The organism is Hymenobacter sp. CRA2 (assembly GCF_002007105.1).
In the GTDB taxonomy this organism is placed as follows: Bacteria; Bacteroidota; Bacteroidia; order Cytophagales; family Hymenobacteraceae; genus Solirubrum.
This window is the reverse complement of record NZ_MVBC01000013.1, coordinates 1-21574: the sequence shown is the minus strand read 5'-3', so window position 1 is coordinate 21574 and position 21574 is coordinate 1. Positions and strand designations below refer to the sequence as shown.

16 protein-coding genes are annotated in these 21574 nt (G+C 63.7%); 5 read left to right on the top strand and 11 right to left on the bottom strand.

What is annotated here, in order from left to right; genetic code table 11:
- Positions 1–22: 22 nt before the first annotated feature.
- The gene (locus B0919_RS18685; protein WP_078013814.1) at positions 23–2269 is read right to left on the bottom strand and encodes a cytochrome P450; all 2247 of its coding nucleotides are present in this window, start codon (positions 2267–2269) and stop codon (positions 23–25) included.
- A complete protein-coding gene (locus B0919_RS18680; protein ID WP_139362248.1) occupies positions 2269–3099 on the bottom strand; it encodes an ABC transporter permease in 831 nt (276 codons plus the stop codon). Before B0919_RS18680 ends, B0919_RS18685 begins: the two co-directional genes overlap by 1 nt.
- A 149-nt stretch (positions 3100–3248) precedes the next feature.
- On the opposite strand from B0919_RS18680, the gene B0919_RS18675 reads away from it, so the two are divergent.
- Positions 3249–4244: a UbiA family prenyltransferase gene (locus B0919_RS18675; RefSeq protein WP_176133125.1), complete on the top strand. Its 996-nt coding sequence runs from the start codon at positions 3249–3251 to the stop codon at positions 4242–4244.
- 20 nt (positions 4245–4264) lie between these two features.
- Here B0919_RS18675 and B0919_RS18670 read toward each other — a convergent pair whose 3' ends face one another.
- Together B0919_RS18670 and B0919_RS18665 are read right to left on the bottom strand one after the other, a co-directional pair.
- Positions 4265–5224 (bottom strand): glycosyltransferase family 2 protein, encoded by a 960-nt coding sequence (locus B0919_RS18670; RefSeq protein ID WP_176133124.1) that lies wholly within the window; start codon positions 5222–5224, stop codon positions 4265–4267.
- Positions 5225–5256: 32 nt separating this feature from the next.
- Positions 5257–6447, bottom strand: a complete 1191-nt coding sequence (locus B0919_RS18665) for a glycosyltransferase (RefSeq protein ID WP_078013811.1) — start codon at positions 6445–6447, stop codon at positions 5257–5259.
- Between the two features lie 444 nt (positions 6448–6891).
- On the opposite strand from B0919_RS18665, the gene B0919_RS18660 reads away from it, so the two are divergent.
- The 3 genes from B0919_RS18660 to B0919_RS25885 are packed head-to-tail and all read left to right on the top strand — an operon-like array spanning position 6892 to position 7843.
- Positions 6892–7227: a hypothetical protein gene (locus B0919_RS18660; protein ID WP_078013810.1), complete on the top strand. Its 336-nt coding sequence runs from the start codon at positions 6892–6894 to the stop codon at positions 7225–7227.
- Between the two features lie 12 nt (positions 7228–7239).
- A complete protein-coding gene (locus B0919_RS18655) occupies positions 7240–7689 on the top strand; it encodes a hypothetical protein (RefSeq protein WP_139362246.1) in 450 nt (149 codons plus the stop codon).
- 19 nt (positions 7690–7708) lie between these two features.
- Positions 7709–7843, top strand: a complete 135-nt coding sequence (locus B0919_RS25885) for a hypothetical protein (RefSeq protein ID WP_262490555.1) — start codon at positions 7709–7711, stop codon at positions 7841–7843.
- Between the two features lie 310 nt (positions 7844–8153).
- Here B0919_RS25885 and B0919_RS18650 read toward each other — a convergent pair whose 3' ends face one another.
- The 6 genes from B0919_RS18650 to B0919_RS18620 all read right to left on the bottom strand — a co-directional run bounded on the left by B0919_RS18650 (position 8154) and on the right by B0919_RS18620 (position 19362).
- Entirely contained in the window at positions 8154–12914 is a 4761-nt protein-coding gene (locus B0919_RS18650; RefSeq protein WP_078013808.1) for a glycosyl hydrolase, read from the bottom strand.
- A gap of 1808 nt (positions 12915–14722) precedes the next feature.
- Entirely contained in the window at positions 14723–15946 is a 1224-nt protein-coding gene (locus tag B0919_RS18640; protein ID WP_217701045.1) for a 5-(carboxyamino)imidazole ribonucleotide synthase, read from the bottom strand.
- A 23-nt stretch (positions 15947–15969) separates the two neighbouring features.
- Positions 15970–16479, bottom strand: a complete 510-nt coding sequence (gene purE / locus B0919_RS18635) for a 5-(carboxyamino)imidazole ribonucleotide mutase (RefSeq protein ID WP_078013805.1) — start codon at positions 16477–16479, stop codon at positions 15970–15972.
- Between the two features lie 48 nt (positions 16480–16527).
- Positions 16528–16923: a hypothetical protein gene (locus B0919_RS18630; RefSeq protein ID WP_078013804.1), complete on the bottom strand. Its 396-nt coding sequence runs from the start codon at positions 16921–16923 to the stop codon at positions 16528–16530.
- Between the two features lie 10 nt (positions 16924–16933).
- A complete protein-coding gene (locus B0919_RS18625; RefSeq protein ID WP_078013803.1) occupies positions 16934–18232 on the bottom strand; it encodes a dihydroorotase in 1299 nt (432 codons plus the stop codon).
- A 149-nt stretch (positions 18233–18381) separates the two neighbouring features.
- The gene (locus tag B0919_RS18620; protein ID WP_078013802.1) at positions 18382–19362 is read right to left on the bottom strand and encodes an aspartate carbamoyltransferase catalytic subunit; all 981 of its coding nucleotides are present in this window, start codon (positions 19360–19362) and stop codon (positions 18382–18384) included.
- Positions 19363–19541: 179 nt separating this feature from the next.
- On the opposite strand from B0919_RS18620, the gene B0919_RS24875 reads away from it, so the two are divergent.
- Entirely contained in the window at positions 19542–19733 is a 192-nt protein-coding gene (locus tag B0919_RS24875) for a hypothetical protein (RefSeq protein WP_139362245.1), read from the top strand.
- Positions 19734–20025: 292 nt separating this feature from the next.
- Here B0919_RS24875 and B0919_RS18615 read toward each other — a convergent pair whose 3' ends face one another.
- Complete coding sequence (locus tag B0919_RS18615) at positions 20026–21060, bottom strand: quinone-dependent dihydroorotate dehydrogenase (RefSeq protein ID WP_078013801.1); 1035 nt, start codon at positions 21058–21060, stop codon at positions 20026–20028.
- Between the last annotated feature and the right edge of the window lie 514 nt (positions 21061–21574).

Here is a 21574-nt window from a genome sequence, read left to right as displayed (position 1 = left end):
ACCAAAGGAGGAGAGGCGGACATTAGGCGGGTAGCGGGGGCTGCAAAGTCAGGTAGAGGTGAGCGTGCGCCCGAAACACCGGATGCGGGTAGTAGTGGGGCAAGGCGAAAGGAGTAGTGAGCTGTAGCGCCGCCCCTTGCGCGACCAGCCATTGTACCATCAGCCGCGCTTCCTGCCGGGCCAGGTGCGCGCCCATGCAGGCATGAATTCCCCCGCCAAAGGCGTGGTGGCGGGTGGGGCGGCGGCTTAGGTCCAGCTCGTCGGGGCTAGGAAAGCGGGCCGGGTCGCGGTTCACCGCGCCGATGCTCAGCACCAGCGTGGTGCCTGCGGGTAGCGCCACCCCGCCCAGGGTTACGGGCTCGGTCGTAACGCGGGAGATGCTGCTGAGGGGCGGCTGCAGCCGCAGAATTTCTTCCACAAAAGCATCCACCAGCGCCGGCTGGGCTTGCAGCTGGGCAGCCGTAGTCGGGTGGGTGAGCAAGTAATGGGCCGCGCTGGTCATCAGGATGCTGCTGGTGGCGAGACCGGCCAGCCACATGGTTTTGGCCAAACTCACGGCCGCTGCCTGGCTGATGGAGCCGCTGCGCACGAGAGCCAGCAGGTTGTCAAGCATCACTGGGGGTTCTGCTGGGGCTTGCCGGTGGTTGAAATAGTCCTCGAAGTAGCGCGTCAGCTCGGCAAAGTAGTCCAGCCCATAGATATGGCCGGGCAAGCTGCCCCGTAACTTTTCCAACTCGGCCGCCGTGAGACCCAATAAGCGCCCACTTACTGCCTGGGCAAGTGGGACGGCAAACTCCGTTACAAATTCGAAGCAGGGCCGGCGGTATAGGTCAGCGCCTAGCTCCTGCACCATCCTGGCGGTGTAGTCGCTGAGCGTGGACAGCTCCCGGGGGGAGAAAAAGGGCTGAAAAATGGCCCGGTTGGTGGTATGAATGGGCGGGTCGGCCCCTAATAGCTCCGTGTCAAATTCAGATACGGTACCGTTCGAAAACACGAGGGGCTGGCGCAGGATGTCAGCCACCATATCCGAGTCGGTTACCAGCCAGCCTTCTTCGCCGGGCAGCTGGTGCAGGGCTCCTTGCCGGCGTAGAAAGGCAAAAGCCGGGTAAGGATCCGCCACCACGTCCAGGTTCTGGAACCGAAACTGCCGGGCAAATTCCAGGGCGGTAGTGGGCACAGCAGGGTGCATGCTCACCCGTGCCTGCTGCAACTGCTGCCGGATGCTTTCAAACAGCGCGTGTTCGTCGCCGCCCTCGTGCAGGCCTCCCAGCAGGCGGGCCTGAGCCAAGCGGTTCGGCGCCTGCGGGCCCTGGAAGAAGGGAAAGGGATGCGTGCCGACGGGCGTCAGCAGCTGATAACCATCGGCCAGCGCGGCAGCCAGGGCGCCGTGCACATTTACCGGGTACCGAATCAGGGTCAGCCAGTAGTCGGCGCCCAGTACGGTGCCGGAAGGAACCAGCCGGCCCACCGTGCTCAGGTAAGCCGGCCGGGTAGTGGGCAAGGGCTGCATACCCCGCAACGGCTGCCGCAGGCGGTCGAGGTGCCGATCCAACGGCACCAGGCAGTGGTAGGGAAGCATGGGCGCGGTTCGCAGCGGCAGGCAGCTCGTGCCGTGCGCCGCCAGGTGGGCCTGCGCCGCCGCTACGTGGGCCCGGGCGCAGAACACGAAGCAGCTAGCCGCGTCCAGCACCAGCACGATGAACATGTCGGCTGGCCCGCTGGCTATCAGCCGGGCACAGTCCTCAAAACCGGCCCCGACCACCAGCGCCGCGTAGTCAAACTCCTCTACTTCGCTGATGGAGTAGTAGCAGGCACTCACCCGCAGCGCGTCGGTCAGGCTCAGTCCCCCGGCGGCGTACACGGCCGCTATTTCGCCCAGGCTGACGCCCAGCACGGCTTCGGGCTCCACGCCGTGGGCCCGCCACAGGTCCACCAGGGCTAGCTGCATCACGGCGCTGGTGTGCATCAGGCGCCGCTCGTCCTTGAAAAAGCCCGGGTCCTGCTCGCCCTCGAACTGCCGCAGCAGCGAAGGACCGCCCAGCACCTGCGTCGTTATCCGCTCACACTCCAGAATGGCCGCCCGGAAGACCGGCTCGCGTGCAAAAAGGGTACGCCCGGCGCCCGGCCAGTACTCGGTACGCCCCCCAAACACCAATAGGTGCCGCGGCGGGGCGGGGCGCCGAAGCCGCCGCCACGCCCCACGGGCCAGGCGCTTGAGTACGGAAGGAGCGTAGCGAGCCACCAGGGCCCGGGGCAAGGAGCGCAGCATCAGAAGCGGGCAATGAGGTGGGGTTGGGCCAGGCGGTAGGCCAACCAGTTGGTGCCCAAGGCAAGGCCGGTCAGTGCCGCCACCAGCCAGAAGCCCGGCCCCGGCGCTACTGTACCGGCTAGCAGCCAGCTGCGCGTGGTCGTGAGCAGGGGCGTTACGGGGTTGAGGCTGAGCAGGCGCCCGTACTGAGCCGGCAGGACGTACACCACCGGGGTGACGAGAAACCACAGGTTCAGGCCCACGGCCAGGGCGTTAGGAATGTCGGCGTAGAGCAAGCCGAGCAGGGCCACCAACCAGCCCAAGGCCAGGCCCAGGCCCAGCAGGGCGGCCAGCCCCAGCGGCACCAGGGCCAGTGCGCTGGTGAAGGGCACACCTGCCCACAGCATGGCGCCCAGCAGCACCAGCAGCCGCACCAGGCAGTTGAAGCCCACCACGCCCATGCCCGCGGCCACGAAGGCCTCGTGCGGCACCCGTACCTTGGCCAGGGTGGCCTTGGATGCCGACAGCTGCTGCAGCGGGCAGTTCAGCGCCTCCACGAACCCTTGCCACAGGAACACCCCGGCCAGCACAAACACCGGGTAGGGCACGGGACCCGATTCGATGTTGAGCACCCGGGCCCGCCCTAGCAAAACCCACACCAGGGCCACCGCCAGCGGAGGCAGTAGCATCCAGGCGTAGCCGAGCAAGCTTTGCCGCACTTGCACCTTGAGGTTGCGCACGAACAACTGCCCGCTGATGTGGTACACCACCCGGGCATCCTCGCGCACCTGCCGCAGAAAGGCGCGGGGCGCGTGCAAGCTGGCCCTAGATGAGTAAATTGTTTCTTTCATTTGCTGAGCGTTTGGGCTTCCAAGGTCTTGTTCTTGAGGTATCGATTCATAACTAATTCAGGCTAAAAGCGAAACGCAATACTGGTTTGCTAATGGGAACCAGAAACTATCAAGCAGTTCCTGCTACCATGGCCCCAAACCTTGTCCGCATGGCCCGCGCTAATGAGTGGTGGGCTTTCAAATTTTCGCCCCTGCTGGGCACGGCCTACGCCACGGCCTGGGTAGTGGGTGCCTCCGGCTGGGCGCTGCTGCCCCGGTTGCTGCTGCTGCTGGCCGCCCTGGCGGTGGGTGCGGCCTACGTCAGCCTTATCAACGACTGGACCGACCGCCGCGACGATGCGGCGGCTGGCAAGCCCAACGGCTGGACCGGACGGTCGGGCACTTTCGCCGCGGCGGCTTTTGCGGGCTGCCTCGGGCCCGGCCTGGGCTTCGGCTGGTACTTCTGGCAGCTGAGCCCCGCTGCGGGCCTGCTTTACCTGGGGGCGTGGGTGGTTTACACGCTGTACTCGGTGCCGCCGGTGCGCTTGAAAACCCGGGGCCTGCCCGGCCTGCTGGCCGATGCCGCCGGGGCGCATTTCTTTCCGCAACTGCTTACCGCCACGCTCATCGCTGCCTGGGCAGCTCGCCCGCTGCCCGCAGGCTGGCTGCTGGCCTTGGGCGCCTGGTCGCTGACCAGCGGCGTGCGCAACATCATCGGGCACCAGCTCAGCGACGCTACGGCCGACGCTCACGCCGGCGTAGCCACCTTCGTGCAGCGCCGCGGGGTGGCCGTTGCCCGAATGGTAGGGCAGGGCCTGGCCTTTCCCGTTGAGGTACTGAGCTTTGGGGCGTTGCTGTGGCTGAGCCAGGCCCTGCTGCCGGGGTGGTTGCTGGTGGGGTACGCGGCGTTGGAGTGGTTTCGCCAGCGGGTGTGGAATGTGCGGCTGGCGGTGGTGGAGTGGCAGCCCCGGCAACGGCCGCTGCTTAACGAATACTACGAAGTGTTTTACCCGCTGGCGTTTCTGGTGTTGCTGGGCGCCCGGCACTCCGCCGACTTTGCCGTGCTCGGTCTGCACGCGCTGCTCTTCGGCCCTCACCTCTGGCACACCGCCCACAGCTTGGCGCAGGTGGCCTCGGTGCTGGCTCACAAACTTTCCGCTCGGTAACAAGCGCCGCGACTTCGCGCCTAACGGGTAAGCCACTGCTGCTTCTTTAAGTGGCCCAGCAAGCCCTTGAGCGAATGCCGAAAAATGATGAGTGGCGCCAGCGCAAATGCTAACGTCAAGTGCCGTACCACCGTGCGTGTGGGGTTGCGGACTTTCCAATTGTGGTAGGCAAACTCGAAGTTGTTGCGGGCCAGCCGCTGTCGAAACACGGCCCGCTCGGGGGCCTTCAGCTGGTGCTGAAAGCGCGTCACCAACTGCTTTTCATCGTGGAATCCCAGTTCCTGAATCACTGCCAGCGGGTCGCGTCCGTCGTAGATATTACCGCCGTGCACTGTTTTTTGCCAGTGCGCCACCGTGGTAAACGCGCCCCGGCGCGGGCGGGACAGCACCAAGTCCAGCATCAGACACCAATCGTCGGCAATGCGCATGGACTCATTCCAGGCACTTGGCGGCAGGTCGGCCCGGCGCAGGAGCAGCGACGAGGACGGGGCGGGGCAGGTTTCAATGAACAGCTGCCGGGTTTGCGTTGCTTCCAGCAGCCACCACTCTGCGTCCGACTGGGCGCAGTAACGTTGCCGCCGTTCGGGCAAATGCAGAAAGCTCTCCAGGCCGTTGTGTCCGTTGGAAGCCGTCCAGTTTAGAAACACGAAATCCAGGGCGTGCTTCTGCATCGCGGCCACGCCCGCCGTCAGAAAATCCGGACTCCAGGTATCGTCGGAGTCCAGGGAGGCCACATACGTTCCGATGCAGTGGCGCAACCCCGCGTTGCGGGCGGCGGCTTGCCCGGCATTGGCTTGATAGTAGTATTCCACTCCCTCGAAGGCTGCCACCTGCGTCCGCGTGTCGTCCGTCGAGCCGTCGTCGATGACAATTATCTGGGTGCACGGGTAGGATTGGGCCAGCGCACTGCGAATGGCTGCGGCTACCCAGGCCCCGCGGTTGTAAGTAGGGATAATAACGGAAACTAACGGTGGAGTCAAAGCGCGGCGGAAGAACGAGGTAGAAGTAAAGTTTAGCCGGCTATTTCGGCCAGCAGCCGCTCCCCAAACCGGGCGGCGGCGTCGGCGGGTATGGCGGCCCGGGCCCGCCGCGCAGCCTCCCGGCCCAGCTCGGGCCAGCGGGCGCGCTGATTCCAGGCCCGTTCCAGGGCTTCCTCCAGGGCCTGCGGCGTGGGCGCGGCGGCCAGAAAGCCGGTTACGTTGTCGGTCAGCAACTCCGCCATGCCGCCGGCGCTGACGGCAATGGCCGGCCGGCCTGAGAGCATGGCTTCGACCAAAGCCAGGGGCAGTCCTTCGTTGCGCGAGGGCAGCACCAGGGCGTGGTAGCTTCGCCAAACAGCACTGATGTCGCGCACGTGCCCGCCGATGCGCACCGTCTCGTGCAGGTCCAGCAAGTCAATCATTTCGCGCAGGGCCTGCTCGTCGTGACCGGCACCGAACAGCGTAACGCGAAGGGCGCGCGCGCGCCAGTGGGGCTGGCTGAGCACTTGCAGCAAGAGGTCCTGGCCTTTGTCCAGTACTTCGAAGCGGGCCACGCAGGCTAGGTGCAGTACCTGCTCCGCCTCGGCCGCGGGCCAGGGCTGCAGGGCCTCAAAGGGTACGTTAAAGGGGTTGGTTACTACCTCGGCCGCGGGCAGCCGCATTGCCAGCTGCTGCTCGGTCAGCACCATGTTGTGCCGCGCCACGAAGTAGCAGCGCCGGGCGGTGGCGTACGCGCGCTGCGCCAATGTCCGCTCGAAGTACAACGGAAGAAAAAAGTCCACCGCTTTCTGCGAGAGCAGCACATAGGCATGGCCCTGCTGGCGGCACACCTCCGCGAAGGCAATGCCGTCGTAGTTAGAGCCCTGCGAAACTACTACCAAGTGCGGCTCGAAGGCCCGTAAGCCGCGCGTCAGCACCCGTTCGCCGCAGCTGCGGCGCGTATGCTGGCGCTGGTAGGGCAGCACGCGGTTGAGCATCCGCTGGCGCAGGGTCAGTGCTGGATCGATGTCGTCCACGGAACAGCCAGCAGCCAGCAGTTCCGCTACTTTGTGGTGCTTGGGGTCGACGGTGGTTTTAAAGGTACGAACAGTGTGCCCCGCACGCCGCAGCCACAAAGCCGTAGCGGCCCACAGCTCCTCGCTACCGCCCCATACTGCTGGACAAGAACTTACAAAGGCAATTCGCGCCGCCGCGTGGGGCAACGACGGGCCTACAATGGACATAGCAGTGATGTTAAGTCAACCCGCCGACCGTTGTGTACAGGTGACAAGCCAATATTCATTGAAAATCTATACCGCCAAAACGTTACACTATGGACACTAGTGAATCGGTTAACCAGAACAAAAAATAAGTCATTCAAAATATAAAGAATGACTTATTTTAAGATTTTAGTGGGCAATTTACTAAAGTTTGAGGCATCTAGTACATCCGTCGAAATCAGCGCGCGCATGTAACCACGAAGAAGCGGCTGTTTGAAGGGAACCGTTCGACGGATATGAAACTGGGTACAGCTGGTTTCTTGGCGAACGAAAACGGATCCGGCTGAGAGTGTCTGGAAAAGGAAGTTCGAAGGCGTGAAGTAGACTACGAGCCCGTCGCGCCCGACCTGCTCTACGCCGAAGAGCCGGGCACCCCCCGGCTTCTGGGCGACGAAGCAGTACACGCGGATGCACCTGCTGCTCACTGACCCAAGCCGCCACGTCCGGCTGTTTCTGAGCGCCGCCGACGACAAACTCTCGCGCCGCGAGGCCGAGCTGCTGCGCCGCGTGGCGCTGAGCCTGCGCCGGGAGCCCGCCGCGCTGGCGCGGTACTTCGACTACGTCCGCCCCATTGCCCTGCGCCGGCAGGAAGTGGAGCAGGCCAACGTGCAAACCAATCTGCGGCACATCAACCAGCAGCTAACCGCAGCGGACCTGCCGCCGCTCGAAGCCGTAGCGCAGTACCAGCCGGGCTGGTTCGTGGACGTGGGCTACTTTTTCTACGGCCTCAACAGAGAGTACTAGGAAGTGTTTTTTGTGGCGCGCCTGGGTAGCTCGACTACCCCCAGTCCGCGCACGCCGGAGTACTTCGCCGACGGCCGCTACCTTACGTCGTTCAGCCAGCAAGCTATTCTGCAACAGGGCGTACCGGCCGGGCAGCAGCTGCGGCAGCGCCAGGTCGTGTCGTTGCCGCTCCGGTTTGTTCCCGCAGAGTTTGCCCGGTTCCGCGTCGAGCAACTACTGCGCGAAACCGCCGAATCCGAAGCGGTGGTGCAGCGCCAGCCCGGGTTTAGGCCGATTGCGCTCCGCCCCGCGGCCACGCGTTGGTACCTGAGCCAGGTGTCCGACCTGCACGCCTCGCCCGCCTTCGGCACCCAGGAACTCACATTTAAAGGTCCCTTCCCGAGCACCAGCTTCACGCTGCATTACCTGGGCCAGCGCATTCCGGCCGCCGCAGCTGGTCTTCACGCTCAAAACTTTCGATGACCGTCCGCGCATCGAGGGCGTGGCGCCCGATGCGCAGTACCTGAGCGTGCCCGCCGATCAGGGTGGCGAGCTGATAGTCAGCGCCGCCGGTGAGTGTTATCAGGTGTGCATCGAGCCGCTTGCCCAAGGGCACGCCACGGTGCGGAAGCTTTAGCGCCGGGTATGGTAAGCAGCAGCAGCTCTTTTCACGGGCTTGCTTTCGAAACGGAGGTAGCCCTGTAAGCAATGACATCGTCTGCGGGCCGGAGCAGGCCTCTGATTCGGTGGTTCTGAAAGCCTCATTTTGACGAATCAGACAATAACAGGCGCTGGTGACATGGGCCCTGTGCTGGCTGGGGCCTCAGCAAGAGGCAGCAATGGCATGAATCAAAAACAAGCCAGCAACCTAAAAGCCCCCGAAACGGCTGGTTTCGGGGGCTTTCGGCAAGTAACTACGTGTCGTTCAGGCCAGGCGCAGCGCTGGCTCAGCGCAGCAGTACCAGGCGTTGCGTCTGCGTTTGGCCGCCCGTGCGCAGGTGCAGCACGTATACGCCCGCCGGGTGGGTTTCCAGCGGCATTTCCAAGGCCACCACCCGCGCCGCTTCGGTCGCGGAGCCGCTGAAGGTCCTGACCAACCGGCCGCTCAGGTCGCGCACTTCCAGGGTATAGGCACTGGCCGGAGCCAGGGCAAACTGGATGGTAGCGCGGTCATAGGCCGGGTTGGGAGTCACTTGCAGCGGGCTGGCTACAGCTGCTTCGGTGGCGCCAGGCCGCTGGGCACGTTCCGGGGCGCTGCCGCTGGCCTGGCCGGAGGAGCTGGTCACTCCCGCCATGCGGGCCTGCAGGTTGCACGACTGCCCCACCGTGTAGCTGAAGGGCGAAGCGGCCGTGTTGCGCTCCGGCCCGCCGGCGCCTACCTGGTAGGTGAAGTAGATGCTGGTCACGGTACCGGTGGCAATGGCCTTGGTGAAGGTGAAGTCGCCGGCCGCGTTTTTGGTCATGGTGTAGCCGGGGTAGCCGCCCGCGCTGCCTTCGCGCAGGTAGATGATGGCCAGGCTGCCGCCGGCCGTGGCGCCCAGCGGGTGGAAGGTGAAGGTGACGTTGCCGCCGCTGCTCACGGCTCCGTAGCTGAAGTCACTTACCACGGCGCAGTAGCCGCTGCTCGGGCTGCTGGTCACCGTCACATTCACGGCGCTGCTGGTCGTCGTGGCCCCGGCGTTGTCGGTAGCCCGGGCTGTAATGGAGTACGAGCCAGCCGCCACATTGCTCCACGTAAAGGAATAAGGACTGCTGGTGTCCTCGCCGAGCTTGGTCGAACCTTGGAAGAATTCCACCTTGCTGACCGTGCCGTTGGCGTCGGCCGCGTTGGCGGAAATCGTGATGCTGGCCGGGGCCGTAAACGAAGCGCCGGCGCTGGGCGAGGTCAGGCTGACGGTCGGAGGCGTGTTGGTAGTAGTAGCTGCGGCAAAGTTGAGCCAGTTGAGGTTGCAGCCGGTGGAAGCCGAGGCGTACACGCGCAGGGTCTGCGGGCCGGCCGGCAGCGTCACGTTGGTGCTGATGGTCTGCCAGTTCTGCCAGTTGCCGGTATTGCCGATGTTGATGCTGCCCAGCACCGTACCGCCGCTGTTGCGCAGCTGGAAGGTGGCGCCGCCGTTGGCCGAAGCCACCCGGAACCCCACGGTGTAAGTGCCGGCCTGGGCCACGTTCACGTAGTAATCCAGCCAGTCGCCGGTTTCAAACCAGTCTACGTTGCGCCCGCCGCCCGTGTCGCTGGTTTCTTCCGTATCGGTGCCCTGTTGGGCCGAGAAGCTTTCCGCCTCAATCTTGCCGGGAATAGCCTGCGCCGTTGGCCCGCCCGGATTCACCGTCACGCTCACGGCCGACGAGGTGGTCGTAGCGCCGCCGTTATCCGTTGCCCGAGCCGTGATGCTATAGGTACCGGCGGCCACGCTGCTCCACGTGAAGCTGTACGGGCTGCTGGTATCCTCGCTCAGTTTGGTCGAGCCCTGGAAGAACTCGACTTTGCTCACCGTGCCGTTGGCGTCGGCCGCGTTGGCCGAAATCGTGATGCTGGCCGGGGCCGTGAAGCTGGCGTTGTTGGCCGGCGAGGTCAGGCTGACGGTGGGCGGCGTGTTGGCGGCGCCGGTGTAGGTGAAGGCCAGGCGGCCGACGTTCAGCCCGCCCTGCGTAAAGGTCAGGCGCAGCACGTGTTCCCCGGCGGGCAAGCTGAGGCCGGTAATGGTTTTGGTGGCCCAGGTGCCCCAGTTGCTGGTGGTCGTTACGGTTTGGTCGGGGCTGACGCGGGTGCCGTCCACGCTCAGGAAGAAGGGGCCGCCCCCGCCGGCGTTGCCGGCGGCGTAGCGCAGGTTCAGGGTGTGGGTGCCGGCCTGGGCCACGTTCACCGTGTACTCCAGCCACTCGCCCGCGTCCACCCAGCCCACGGTAGCGCCTTCGGCCGGGTCCAGCACGGCGTCCACGCCCTGGTCGGGGCGGAAGGCCTGGGTGGGCGCCGGCTCGTAGGTGGCCTGGTTGCCCTCCGAAACGTCGCTGTAAGCAATGTCCTGGCCCGAGCCGCCGGGGTAGGTGTCGTAGCGGCCCGCCTCGATGGTGCCCGGAATGGCCTGGGGCGTGCCGGTGAAGGAGGCCTGTTTGCCCACCTGCACGCTCACCAGGTTGGTCACGCTGAACGAAGTTCCGGCGTACACCTTGGCGTAGAAGGTGTGAATACCCACCGGCAGACTGCTGGCCGTCTTGACAAATGGCGCGGCATTGACGCGGCCCAGCGAAGTCGGCCCGTCGAAGAATTCCACGCCCGTCACGCCCGCGCCGCTAACCGAGGCCGTCAAGGTCACGCTGCCGCCGGTGACGACTTCCACCGCATTAGCTGCCAGCGTACCGCTCACGGTTACGTCGCGGCTGGTGGCGGTTTTGCGGGCGGGCACGTTGAGCACGTAGCCGTCGGAGAAGGTGACGGTGGTAGCGGTGCTGCCGTAATTGTGCGCCACGTAGGTTTTCTGGCCGCTCCGGCTGCGGAACACGGCCGCCAGCGGGGAGTTGGCCGTTACGGTCCCGTCGAGGGCACCCAGGGCGTTCATGGCGTGCAGCCAGTAGTACGTTTGCGCGTCGGAAATGCCGGTTTTCAGCCCGCGGTTGGGGTAGTTGTCATAAAGGCGGATAGCACGGGCCGGGTCGATAAAGGCCAAATACTGCCACAGCACGTCGTGCCAGAGGTTGGGGTTGACTTCGTTCTGCAGGATGCCGGTGTTGGCCACCATGTCGTTCCAGAGCCGGCGCACGTAGGTGGTGTCGCGGCCCAGGTAAAACGAGCCGCCGTGGATGGGGTAGAGCTGAATGCCGTACATGGCGCGCACGTCCTGGGTCCACCAGGTGCCCGCGTCGTAGCCCGAGCCCCAGATGCGGCCGGTGCTGGCGTAGGGGTAATTCGGCTGGAAGGTGCGGCGCTGGGTGTCAAACCAGTACTCCTCGGCCGCGCTCTGCTCGGTGGTGTAGAGGTAGATGCCCAGGTCGCGGATGGCCTTGTCGCCCGTGATGGCGCCCCAGTGGATCAGGGCCGAGTTGAACTGCATGCTCTCCGGCGTCGATTCCTGGTTGTTGCCCTGCGGCTCCTCGGTGTTGATGTCGCCGGTCATGGCGAAGCCGTCGGCCCAGGCGTGGCCCGCGTAGGGATCGAAGCTGCGCAGGAAGGGAAAGTCTGCGTCGGTGCGGCTGGGGTTGGCCGCGTCGCGGATGAGCAGGCTGATCATGGGCTTCCACTGCGCGGCCCAGCCCGGCTGGTACTGCTCGATGAGCGTGGCCGCCTGAATGAAGTAGCCCCAGTGGAAGTGGTGGTCGTTGAGCTTGTAATCCTGGTTGTGGCCGGCCGGGTAGCCGATCATCGTTTTCCAGGTGTTGTTGTAGTAGAAGATGAACGCCTTCTCGCCGGCGCTGGCCGTCAGCCAGTTTTCCAGCCGCGTCTTGATGGTGGCCACCAGCTTGTCGCGTGCCTCCACGTTGCCGGTTTCGTGGGCAATGCGGGCGGTTTGCAGCAGCTTGTTCATGTCCTGCCCCTCGTTGTAGGAGTCGGTCCACTCGGCCAGGCCGCTGTTCTGCAGGCCTTTCACCTTGGTGTTCAGCTTCACCGGGCTGAAGCCGGCGCTGTAGTTGGCCAGGTAGGGCAAAGTCGGCAGCAGCCCGCGGAAGGTGTTGGCCGTCGAAAACACATTGCCGTCGAGCAGCTTCAGCGCCCCGCGCACCGTGGGATAGGTAGCGCCCTGGGGCTGGGCCGAACCCGCCGCCAAATGGCCCCACTGGTGCGGCAGCAGCCCCTGCGCCACGTTGTTGGCGGTGCCTTCTTTCCGGTCGGGCGTGACGGTAAACGTGGAGGTCAGCACCGCCGAGGTTTCGTTGTACTGCCAAGCCACCTGGGTATTGGCCGGAAACACGTAGGCAAACTTCTTGAACGCCTGCGCCTGCGTGAGCAGGTCGGCCGAGGTATTCACGTCCGGCACGTGCACCATCGACCAGTACGTTTTGCCGCCGAGCGTGGAGGTGTAGGTATTGGCGGCGCCCAGCGTCCAGGTGGCGCCGGCCGGGGCGTACACCACGAAGTCGGCGTTGTTGAAGGTGTTGAGCACCAGCAGCATTTCGCCGTTCACCGTCGCGGTGCCCTGGGCCACTTTCACCTGGGCCACGTCGGCGGCGGCCTTGGTGAAGTAGGTGAAGGGCATGCCCATGCCCAGCGTGGCGCTGAAATCGTTCGAGCCGCTGCGCCAGTTCATGGTCACCGTCCAGTCCGAGAAGTTCGAGACGGTGGCGGCGGTGGCATTCAGGTTCTGCACGCCCACCAGCACGCCCATCACGTTGCTGTTGGGCTGCCGGTAGTCGAGCGGGGCCTGGTTGGGCGTGATGCGGTTCACCCCCAGGCCGGCCGGGTCGGTGCGGTAGGCCGAGGGGTAGTTGAAGATGTTACCGACGTGGCTCTTCTGCAGCTTGGCCGACCAGAAGTCGTTGGTGGGCACCGGCTTGGTGGCCGCTGCCCCACTTACCAGCGGACTAGTGCCCATCGGCACGGCATTACGCCCGGCTACGTCGGTGCCCGGAAAGACGGTGGTGTAGCTGCCCGAGCCGGCCGCCACAATCTGGGCCTGCGCCGGCGTCAGCGGCAGCGTCACGCTCAGACCGGCCAGCAGCCCGGCGGCTAGGGAAGGAAAGCGGCCCGGGGAGCGCGATGGTAATGGTTTGCGCATAGAGGCAAGGCGTTTTGGTGGGAAATGGCAGGTAGGTCAGGGCCCGGCGCCAACTGGGCGGCGCTGGACCAGGGAGCAGCCGGCCGCGGCCGCAGAGGCGGCGCGGGGCATTGCATATGGGTTGGGGAGCCACCGTTACCGGCTGAGCTTTATTGCCGCCAAAAGGGCTGGGCAGCAGCCGGACGCTGGCGGAAGGACGGGCTTTGGTGGCCCATCCGGGCGGGGTTGTGCGCGTGGTCAGCCTGGCATGAGTACTGCACCGCTGGCCCCGGTTGCTGGTAAATATAGATGCACTTTCTGCCCTTGTCAACGTCGCTACGGCTGCTAACAAGGCGGCCAAACGGGTTCAGCAGCTGACTGACAATCTGCCCGGAGCAGCCCGCCCGGCGGCCGTTTGAATTCGTTGTCAGCCGTCTGCCCGGCACGTGTGACGTAAGTGTATCATCACCCACAAATGGAGTCACTATAAATAGCCAGGCCAGCGGCCAACGGCGTAATTGCTAGCTGTTGCTTTGTGAGAAAGACGCAAGCAGGTTGTGCTGCAATTGCTGGTTCCTATAGCCATTGATATAATCCACTGAGCCCAACCAGCTGCTCATCTCCCTTCCCGCGACCCGGAAAAATATTTTTGGCCCGACGCTGATAGTGCCCAGGCTCAGCAGCCCTTTGGGGTTTTACTGACGCATTTCCTTCTCCAAGACAGTAGTTTGGGGCCATGAGCTCACCCGTTTTTGTCCGCCAGGCCCGGCGCCTGGGGCGCCGCCGCGCGCTGCAAACGGCCGCGCTGAGTTGACTGGCGGTCTATGTCGGCGCAGCCGTCGTCTTTGCTCCCTCGGGTCAGCTACTAAAACTCACCTGGTTCGACCGGTCCGACTACTGGCAGAGCTTCGTGCTGGGTGGCCTGACCCTGCTTGGCGGGGCAGTAGTGGGTGGTAGTTGGGCCGGGGCCGCTATTGGCCGTCACCCCCACCGGGCCGGATCGGGGTGGCCGGCGGCGTGCTGCTGCTCCTGCTGGCCGTGCTGGTGAGCAGGGGCTGTAATTTCGCGCAGGCGGCCTCCGCTTCATGCCCTTCCCCGGTACCACCGCCGCCGATTTCAACCAGCACGTTCGGGACTGTCTGGTCGGATTATGTGGGCAAGCCGCTGGCCTGGGTGATGCCGCTGGGTAGCGTGCTGGCGGGCCTGCTCGGGGCCCGGATGGGTCGCCGAATTCGGACAGGCCTGGCCAAACTGCCCGCCGGCCAATCGACCACCTAGCTACTACCGCCGTAGGCCCCCTGTTGCGCCGGCGCTATCCACGCGGCTGGTTGCCGTACTGCCGGGTCATGGCCACTACCTTGCGCCCTATTCGCCTCCCGCAGTGTGGCGGCCTCGCCAAGACCACACTCGGCCCCAACCAGTTCCGCTACCAGGCGGGCGCGTTCCTACTCGTCGCCATCCGGCCGCTGACGTGGCTGATCCTGCTGGCCTTCCAGCTCAGTCAGCAGACTTCCACCCTCGTCAGCAAGCCGGTGTTTTCCCGCACCCACTGCTGGCACGCCCAGGGCCGAAAGTTGTACGTCGAGTCGCTCATCGAAGCGCACTGCTTGCTTAAAAACTCCATTGCCAGCCACACGCACGCGCTCATCACCGACGCCCTAGCCGCTGCCGGGCCAGCGACGTCGGTACCGCCTAATTCACCAGCTGGTTCCACAAAAAAACCTGTTTCCAAGCCGGAAGCAGGTTTTTTAATTTATACCCACGCTTTTGCCACCGAGAATCTGCTAGTTAGCCGCGGTACCCGCTTGGCCAAAGTCAGACAACGGCACCTAGATGGCGTCCAGCCCCGGCAAGCCGAGCAGCTCAGCGGCGCGGCGCGCCACGGTTTTGACAATGGCCAAATCTGGGCCGGTAATGGTCAGGTGGCCCATCTTACGGCCGGTGCGTGCTTGTACTTTGCCGTACAGGTGCAGGTGCGTGCCCGGCAGGCTCAGCACGGCCTGCCAGTCCGGCTCCCGCTGCTGCCCGCTGGCGTCAAACCACACGTCGCCCAGTAGGTTGAGCATGATGGCCGGGGAATGTTGGCGCGGCTGTGGCAAGGGCAAGCCTGCCATAGCGTGGACCTGCAAATCAAACTGCGACGCGTCGCAGGCGTCCAGGGTGTAGTGGCCGCTGTTGTGCGGGCGCGGGGCCATTTCGTTGACCACCAGGCCGCCGTGCTCAGTGCCGTCGTCCACCACAAAAAACTCAACGCACAGCACCCCGACGTAGCCCAGGTGCTGCGCAATGGCCACGGCTGCGTCGCGGGCTCTATCGGCCAGGGCGGGCGGTATATTGCCTTCGTACGCGTGGGTTACGGCCAGAATGCCATCGACGTGCACGTTGCGCTGCGGGGCGAAGCTGACCACTTGCCCGTCCCAGCCACGGGCTACCAGCACCGAACACTCGGCAGTGAGGGGCAGCATCTTTTCCAGCACGCAGGCGATGCTGCCCAGCTCCGTCCAAGCAGGACCCAGCTCATCGGCGGTCCTGACGCGGACCTGACCCTTGCCATCGTAGCCCATGCGCGCGGTTTTCAGGATGCCCGGCAGCAAATCATCCCCTGCCTCCAGGACAGCCTGCAACTGGGCCTGCGTTTCAATCACCGCGTAGGGCGCGCAGCTCACCCCCGAAATGTCGGCGCAGGCCGCGAAGTGGGCTTTTTCCTCGATGCGATTTTGCGCAATGCCCACCACGGCCGCGCCGGGTGACACGGGGCGGGTCTGCGCCAGCGTTTGCAGGGCCTCAGCCGGCACGTTTTCAAACTCGGTGGTAACGGCCTGGCACAGATCGGCCAATTGCGCCAGCCCGGCCGAGTCGTTGTAAGCGGTTTGGATGTGGTGGTGACTCACCAGGCCGGCCGGGCTTTGCGCGTCCGGGTCCAGCACAGCGGTGAAGTACCCCAGGCGCTGGGCGGCATGCACAAACATGCGGCCCAGCTGGCCACCTCCCATCACTCCCAAAGTGGCCATCCGGCCCGCAGCGTCTACACTGCCCGGGAAAACAGGATTCATAGCTGCAACGTCAGTTCCTACGCTCATACCGGCAGCGTCATGGCGCGAGCGGCCTCGGTTTGCTCGGCGCGAAACGCCTGCAGCCTGGCTGCCAGGTCTGCATCGTGCAGGGCCAGCATGCTGACCGCGAACAGCGCGGCATTGGCCGCGCCGGCATCACCAATGGCAAACGTGGCCACCGGTATGCCCTTAGGCATCTGCACGATGCTGTGCAACGAGTCGACGCCCTGCAGATGGCGGCTGGCCACCGGCACGCCCAGCACGGGCACCGTGGTTTTGGCGGCCATCATGCCCGGCAGGTGGGCGGCGCCACCCGCGCCGGCAATGATGGCCTGCAGGCCCCGCGGGCCGGCTTGCTCGGCGTAGGCAAATAAGTCGTCGGGCATGCGGTGGGCCGATACCACGCGCGCTTCGTGGGCCACGCCAAAGTGCGTGAGGATCTGTACGGCGTGCTGCATGGTGTTCCAGTCGCTGCTGGAGCCCATGACAACGCCGACCAGGGGCTTGGATGTATTAGAAGAAAGAGTACTCATTGAAATTAGTTGGTGTCATGCTGAGCTTGTCGAAGCATCTCTACCGCTTCACCCGGGCTCATTTAGGTCATTCCATCTGTCAGTTAAGTCAGCTACTGATGGATTTATGGCAACTACTTCAGTTTCGTGGTCGAATAGAATTGAAACAATAGCCTCAACATCTCCAGCGGCTAAGTTGACTCGGTAGAAATCTGAGAAACGGTCCTGCGGAGGATTGTGCAAGCTGGGCTTTTCAATCTTATCGTTCGACAAAACGCGAGTGATGCGGTCAGCCAAGTACGCATGGCCACGTTGCGTCAAGATCTTTCGTGTTGCATCCAGGCTGGCATAATCCAGAACGTTTCCGTGTTCTTTCAGCTGCCTGTATTGATTAGCGTCCATTGCTTTAATGGGCAACTGCAACAACTCAGCGAAGCGGTAGAGATGCTTCGACAAGCTCAGCATGACGTTCTTTTTAGTTGTGCTCCACTAGCTGCTCGCGCTCCAGCAGGATTTCCGTGCCCAGAATCACCATATCCACCCGACCCTGCAAGGTCTGGTTGATGAAGGGCGTGTTCTGGGATTTGGACTTCATGAACTCCTTGGTGAAGGTGGTTTCTGCTTCGGTATCGAACAGCAAGCACTCGGCTTGTTGGCCGACTTCGAGGGTGGGCACCGGCAGGCCCATCAGACGGCGCGGCTCGGCCGAATAGCGCTTCACCACCAGGTCCCAGCCGAATTTCTCGGGCTTCACGAAGTAGTGGTAGAGCGACACCAGGGCCGTTTCCAGACCGGTGATGCCGTTGGGCGCGCTGATGAAATCCTGGGCTTTTTCGAATGGCGTGTGCGGGGCGTGGTCCGTAGCAATGAGGTCGAATACGCCTTCCTTGAGCCCCTGGAGCAGCGCGTCGCAGTCGGTCTGGGTGCGCAGCGGTGGGTTCATCTTGTAGTTCGTGTCGTAGTCGCCGATGTGCTCGTCGGTGAACAGCAGGTGGTGCGGGGCTACTTCCGCCGTCACCTTCACGTCGCCGCGGGATTTCCACCAGCGGATGGTTTCCATGCCGAGCTTGCTGGACACGTGCTGGATGTGAATGTGCGCGCCCGCGGCGTGGGCCAGGCGAATGTCGCGGTCGATGATGATTTCCTCCGCGCAGGCCGGTGACCCTTTGATGCCGAGCCGGTAGCTCATCACGCCTTCGTTCAGGGCACGCGGCCCGGCCAGCTCGGGCACCTCGCAGTGGCTGGCGAAAAACATCCCAAACTCGGTGGCGTACTGCATGGCCCGCAGCAGCACCGCCGGGTCGCTGGTGGTGTCGCCGTCGTCGGTCAGCATTTTCACGCCCAGCTCGCGCATGCCGTCGATTTCCGCCAGTTCCTTGCCCTCGCGGTTCTTGGTGACGCAGCCGGAGGTGTACACCGGAATGCGGGACTTTTGTTTGGCGCTGTCCAGCACCGTAGCCACCACCATGGCCGAGTCGAGGGCCGGGCGGGTGTTCGGCATCATCACCACGCCGGTCACGCCGCCGTTGATGGCCGCTTCGCTACCCGTGGTAATGGTTTCCTTGGCCTCAAAGCCCGGGGCGCGGAAATGGACGTGGGCATCAAACATGGCCGGCATCAGAATCCGCCCACGGGCGTCGATGACGCGGGCGCCCTCGGGAATGGCCAGGTTGCGGCCGATTTCCTGAATTTTCCCTTCGACGATCAGGACGTCGCCCTCAGTGAGTACAGGTGAATGTTCGGAGGCGATGCGGGCGTTCTGAAGCAGGAGCATGGATGATTTCGGTAAACGGACAAGGGTTGGTGGGAGGTGCTGCTATTGAAGCTGCAAAGAAAGGCCGGAATCAGCCGCCGCTGCCGCCATTCAAGGCACAAGCCGTCGAACTAACTTGATACCGGGCGGTGCAAGGCCCCAGCCGACAACTAGGCGGTCAGGTGAGGCATGTGAGCAAAGGAGCGCTCGAAGGTCGGTTCCGACTTCGGAGCTTCGCCGCCCGGCGTGAGCCAGTCGAGCACGGCCATGCGCACGGCAATGCCGTTTTCGACCTGGTAGTTGATCAGGCTGCGCTCATAGTCCATCACGGCGTCGCACAGCTCCACGCCCCGGTTCACGGGGCCGGGGTGCATGATGTAGAGCCCGCGCTGGCGGATTTCCTCCAGGCGCGTGTTGGTGATGCCGTAGATGCGGTGGTATTCGCGCAGGCTGGGAAAGAACTGCACGTCCTGGCGCTCCATCTGCACGCGGAGCAGGTACACGAAATCAGGCGCCCAGGCCATGGCCTCGTCGTAGTTGGTGAAGCGGCGAATATTGGCCGGGCCGTGCTTGGGCACCAACGACCCCGGGCCGAGGTAGGCTACTTCGATGCCTAGCTTCGTCAGCAGGTTGCTGGTGGAGCGTGCGACGCGGGAGTGGAGAATGTCCCCGATGATGAGCACTTTCTTGCCCACGGGGTCGGGGAATTTCTCCTTGATGGTAAAGGCGTCCAGCAGCGCCTGGGTCGGGTGCGCGTGCGCCCCGTCGCCGGCGTTGATAACCGAGGCCTTGGTGAGGCGGGCAATCATGCCGGGCAGGCCCGACCGCCCGTGGCGCACGACGATGTAGTCGGTGCGCATGGCTTGCAGCGTCTCCACCGTTTCGCGCACCGACTCGCCCTTGGTGATGGAGGACTGCGCGATGTCGAAATTCGTCACCTCGGCGGAGAGGCGTTTGGCCGCGACTTCAAAGGAGGTGTGCGTGCGGGTGCTGGGCTCGTAGAACAGCATGAGCACCGACTTGCCCTTGAGGGCAGGCACTTTTTTCACCGACTGGGTGAACAGCTGTTTGAAGGACGTGGATTGGTCGAGCAGGAACTCGATTTCCTCGCGGTGAAGAGATGCAATGTCGAGCAGGTCTTTACGTGCCATACCGAAGAGGAGGAAAAGTGAGGTCGTCTAGCTAAAACGAACGGTGTGAAGGCTGATCTGCTGCCACCTATGCCGGCGCAACGGGCTGCCGGTGCGAGCCAAGGCGCTGGGGGCCGCAACCACGGTTGCAGGCGGGGGTGCTGGCGTCCAGGAGAGGTCGATGCCATGGCGGCGGGGCGGTGGCCAACGAACTCAATGGGCATAAAAAAACCGTTTCGGAATCCGAAACGGTAGCGGGGCAACACCCAGAAAAAACAACGGAAATGCCGGAGGCAAAATCGCGAAAACCGATGGTGGCGAAGACCTTGCGGTCTGCTCGCGGTTCCTTGCCGGGCAAGGGGCCGCGCTTCATCAACGAGTTTTTTGGTTGAAGCACGGTGCAAAACTACGGCAATGTTGCGCCCGGTAACACATTGTTGATGTTGATTTTTTTTCGCACTGCTGTTCTCAACGTTCATTCTAAACCCAACGGGCTAACTGACGCAGCTCTTGTCCTTTTTTCCGCCATGATCTTCCCATAGGGGCAGCCATTCGTCTCCGCAGATCCGACGGTGGTGCGGCCAGGATTTCTGCAATATGTGCCGACCCCGCACGGCAGATGCCACTAGATCAAAGCATTAATGAAAGGGTTGGACAAGGAAATCAAGGGCCGCCAATGCGAGACTAGCCCCGAGCCAACGCTCTATTAATCCGGCTCACAAGCGCCGGGCCTTCGTAAACAAAGCCCGTGTACAGCTGCACCAGCGAAGCGCCCGCTGCTAGTTTTTCCTGCGCATCGGCCGCCGAGTGAATACCGCCGGCGCCGATGATGGGGAGCTCACCCTGGCTGCGCTGGTGCAGGTAGCGAATGACCTCGGTAGCCCGCGCCCGCAGTGGCCGCCCGCTCAGGCCGCCCGCCCCCAAAGCGGCCACCTGCCCGGCATCCGTGCGCAAGCCTTCCCGGCTGATGGTGGTATTGGTCGAAACCAGCCCGCTGAGCTTGGTTTCGCGGGCAATGTCGAGAATGTCGTCCAGTTGCGAATCCGTCAGGTCCGGGGCTATTTTCAGCAGCAGGGGGCGCGGGCGGGCGCGGCTCAGGTTCCGTTCCTGCACGCGTTGCAGCAACTCGATCAGGGGCTTTTTTTCCTGCAACTGGCGTAGGTTGGGCGTGTTGGGCGAGCTGACATTCACCACGAAGTAGTCGACTTGCTCGGCCAGCGCCTCAAAACAAGCCACATAGTCCTCGGCAGCCCGCTCGTTGGGCGTGTCCTTGTTCTTGCCGATGTTGCCGCCGATAATCAGCTGCCGGTTTTGGCGCCGCGCCAGCCGCGCGGCCACAGCCGCCGCGCCGTCGTTGTTGAAGCCCATGCGGTTCACCAGGGCCTCGTCCTGCGGCAAGCGGAACAGGCGCGGCTGCGGGTTGCCGGGCTGCGGCCGGGGCGTTACTGTACCAATCTCTACAAACCCAAAGCCCAGCGTCGCCAGCTCATCCGTAAGGACCGCGTTCTTATCAAGCCCTGCCGCCAGACCTACCGGATTGGGGAATTTGAGCCCAAATACCTCGCGGGCCAAGCTCGGGTGCTGAAAGTCGTAGAGGCTCCGGAGCATGGCCCTGGCTCCCGGCACGCTGGCAGCCCGCCGCAGGTTGTCGAACACAAAGTGGTGGGCGCGCTCGGCGTCGAGGGTAAACAGTGCAGGTTTGACGAGTGCCTTGTACATGGGCGATGGTGGCCAGCTCAACCCTCACAGTTGGGACGGCGGTATTGGAAGATAGTCCCAGGGTGAACTGCGAGTGAAGATAGTTGGGTTTTCTGGTGTTGGGCGGCTTGAGGGGCGTAAGGGGCGGGACCTGGCGGCAGGAGAGAAGCTAGACGGCTGCTTCAGTTGGCAGCACCCTCCTCTTGAGGGGTAGGCTAATCGTTGAGATAGACGAGGTGGCAAAAGCCCACATTAGCTTCTCAATCCTAGCGTCAATAGCTTCCTAATTCGCTGCTTGGGCCTACCAAGCCGGGCTCTGCGCATTTAGCCGTACCAGGTTCGGTGTTTTGTTTATTGCCAGTAGTTGAGGAGAAGCTTGTATAGCTATAGCAGATTCACAGACAATGTAGCTGCTGGCGCTCCGCGTACGTAAGCGGCTGTATGCAAGCATACTCGATGGATTTGCGTCAGCGCGTGGCGCAGGCGCTGGCCGAGCCGGGCGCCCGGCAGGCCCAAGTGGCCGCGCGCTTTTGCG

Coding starts and splice junctions, on each gene's coding strand:
- B0919_RS18685 (WP_078013814.1), bottom strand. CDS start 2,269: ATGCTGCGCTCCTTGCCCCGGGCCCTGGTGGCTCGCTACGCTCCTTCC.
- B0919_RS18680 (WP_139362248.1), bottom strand. CDS start 3,099: ATGAAAGAAACAATTTACTCATCTAGGGCCAGCTTGCACGCGCCCCGC.
- B0919_RS18675 (WP_176133125.1), top strand. CDS start 3,249: ATGGCCCGCGCTAATGAGTGGTGGGCTTTCAAATTTTCGCCCCTGCTG.
- B0919_RS18665 (WP_078013811.1), bottom strand. CDS start 6,447: ATGTCCATTGTAGGCCCGTCGTTGCCCCACGCGGCGGCGCGAATTGCC.
- B0919_RS18660 (WP_078013810.1), top strand. CDS start 6,892: ATGCACCTGCTGCTCACTGACCCAAGCCGCCACGTCCGGCTGTTTCTG.
- B0919_RS18650 (WP_078013808.1), bottom strand. CDS start 12,914: ATGCGCAAACCATTACCATCGCGCTCCCCGGGCCGCTTTCCTTCCCTA.
- B0919_RS18640 (WP_217701045.1), bottom strand. CDS start 15,946: ATGAATCCTGTTTTCCCGGGCAGTGTAGACGCTGCGGGCCGGATGGCC.
- purE (WP_078013805.1), bottom strand. CDS start 16,479: ATGAGTACTCTTTCTTCTAATACATCCAAGCCCCTGGTCGGCGTTGTC.
- B0919_RS18630 (WP_078013804.1), bottom strand. CDS start 16,923: ATGCTGAGCTTGTCGAAGCATCTCTACCGCTTCGCTGAGTTGTTGCAG.
- B0919_RS18625 (WP_078013803.1), bottom strand. CDS start 18,232: ATGCTCCTGCTTCAGAACGCCCGCATCGCCTCCGAACATTCACCTGTA.
- B0919_RS18620 (WP_078013802.1), bottom strand. CDS start 19,362: ATGGCACGTAAAGACCTGCTCGACATTGCATCTCTTCACCGCGAGGAA.
- B0919_RS18615 (WP_078013801.1), bottom strand. CDS start 21,060: ATGTACAAGGCACTCGTCAAACCTGCACTGTTTACCCTCGACGCCGAG.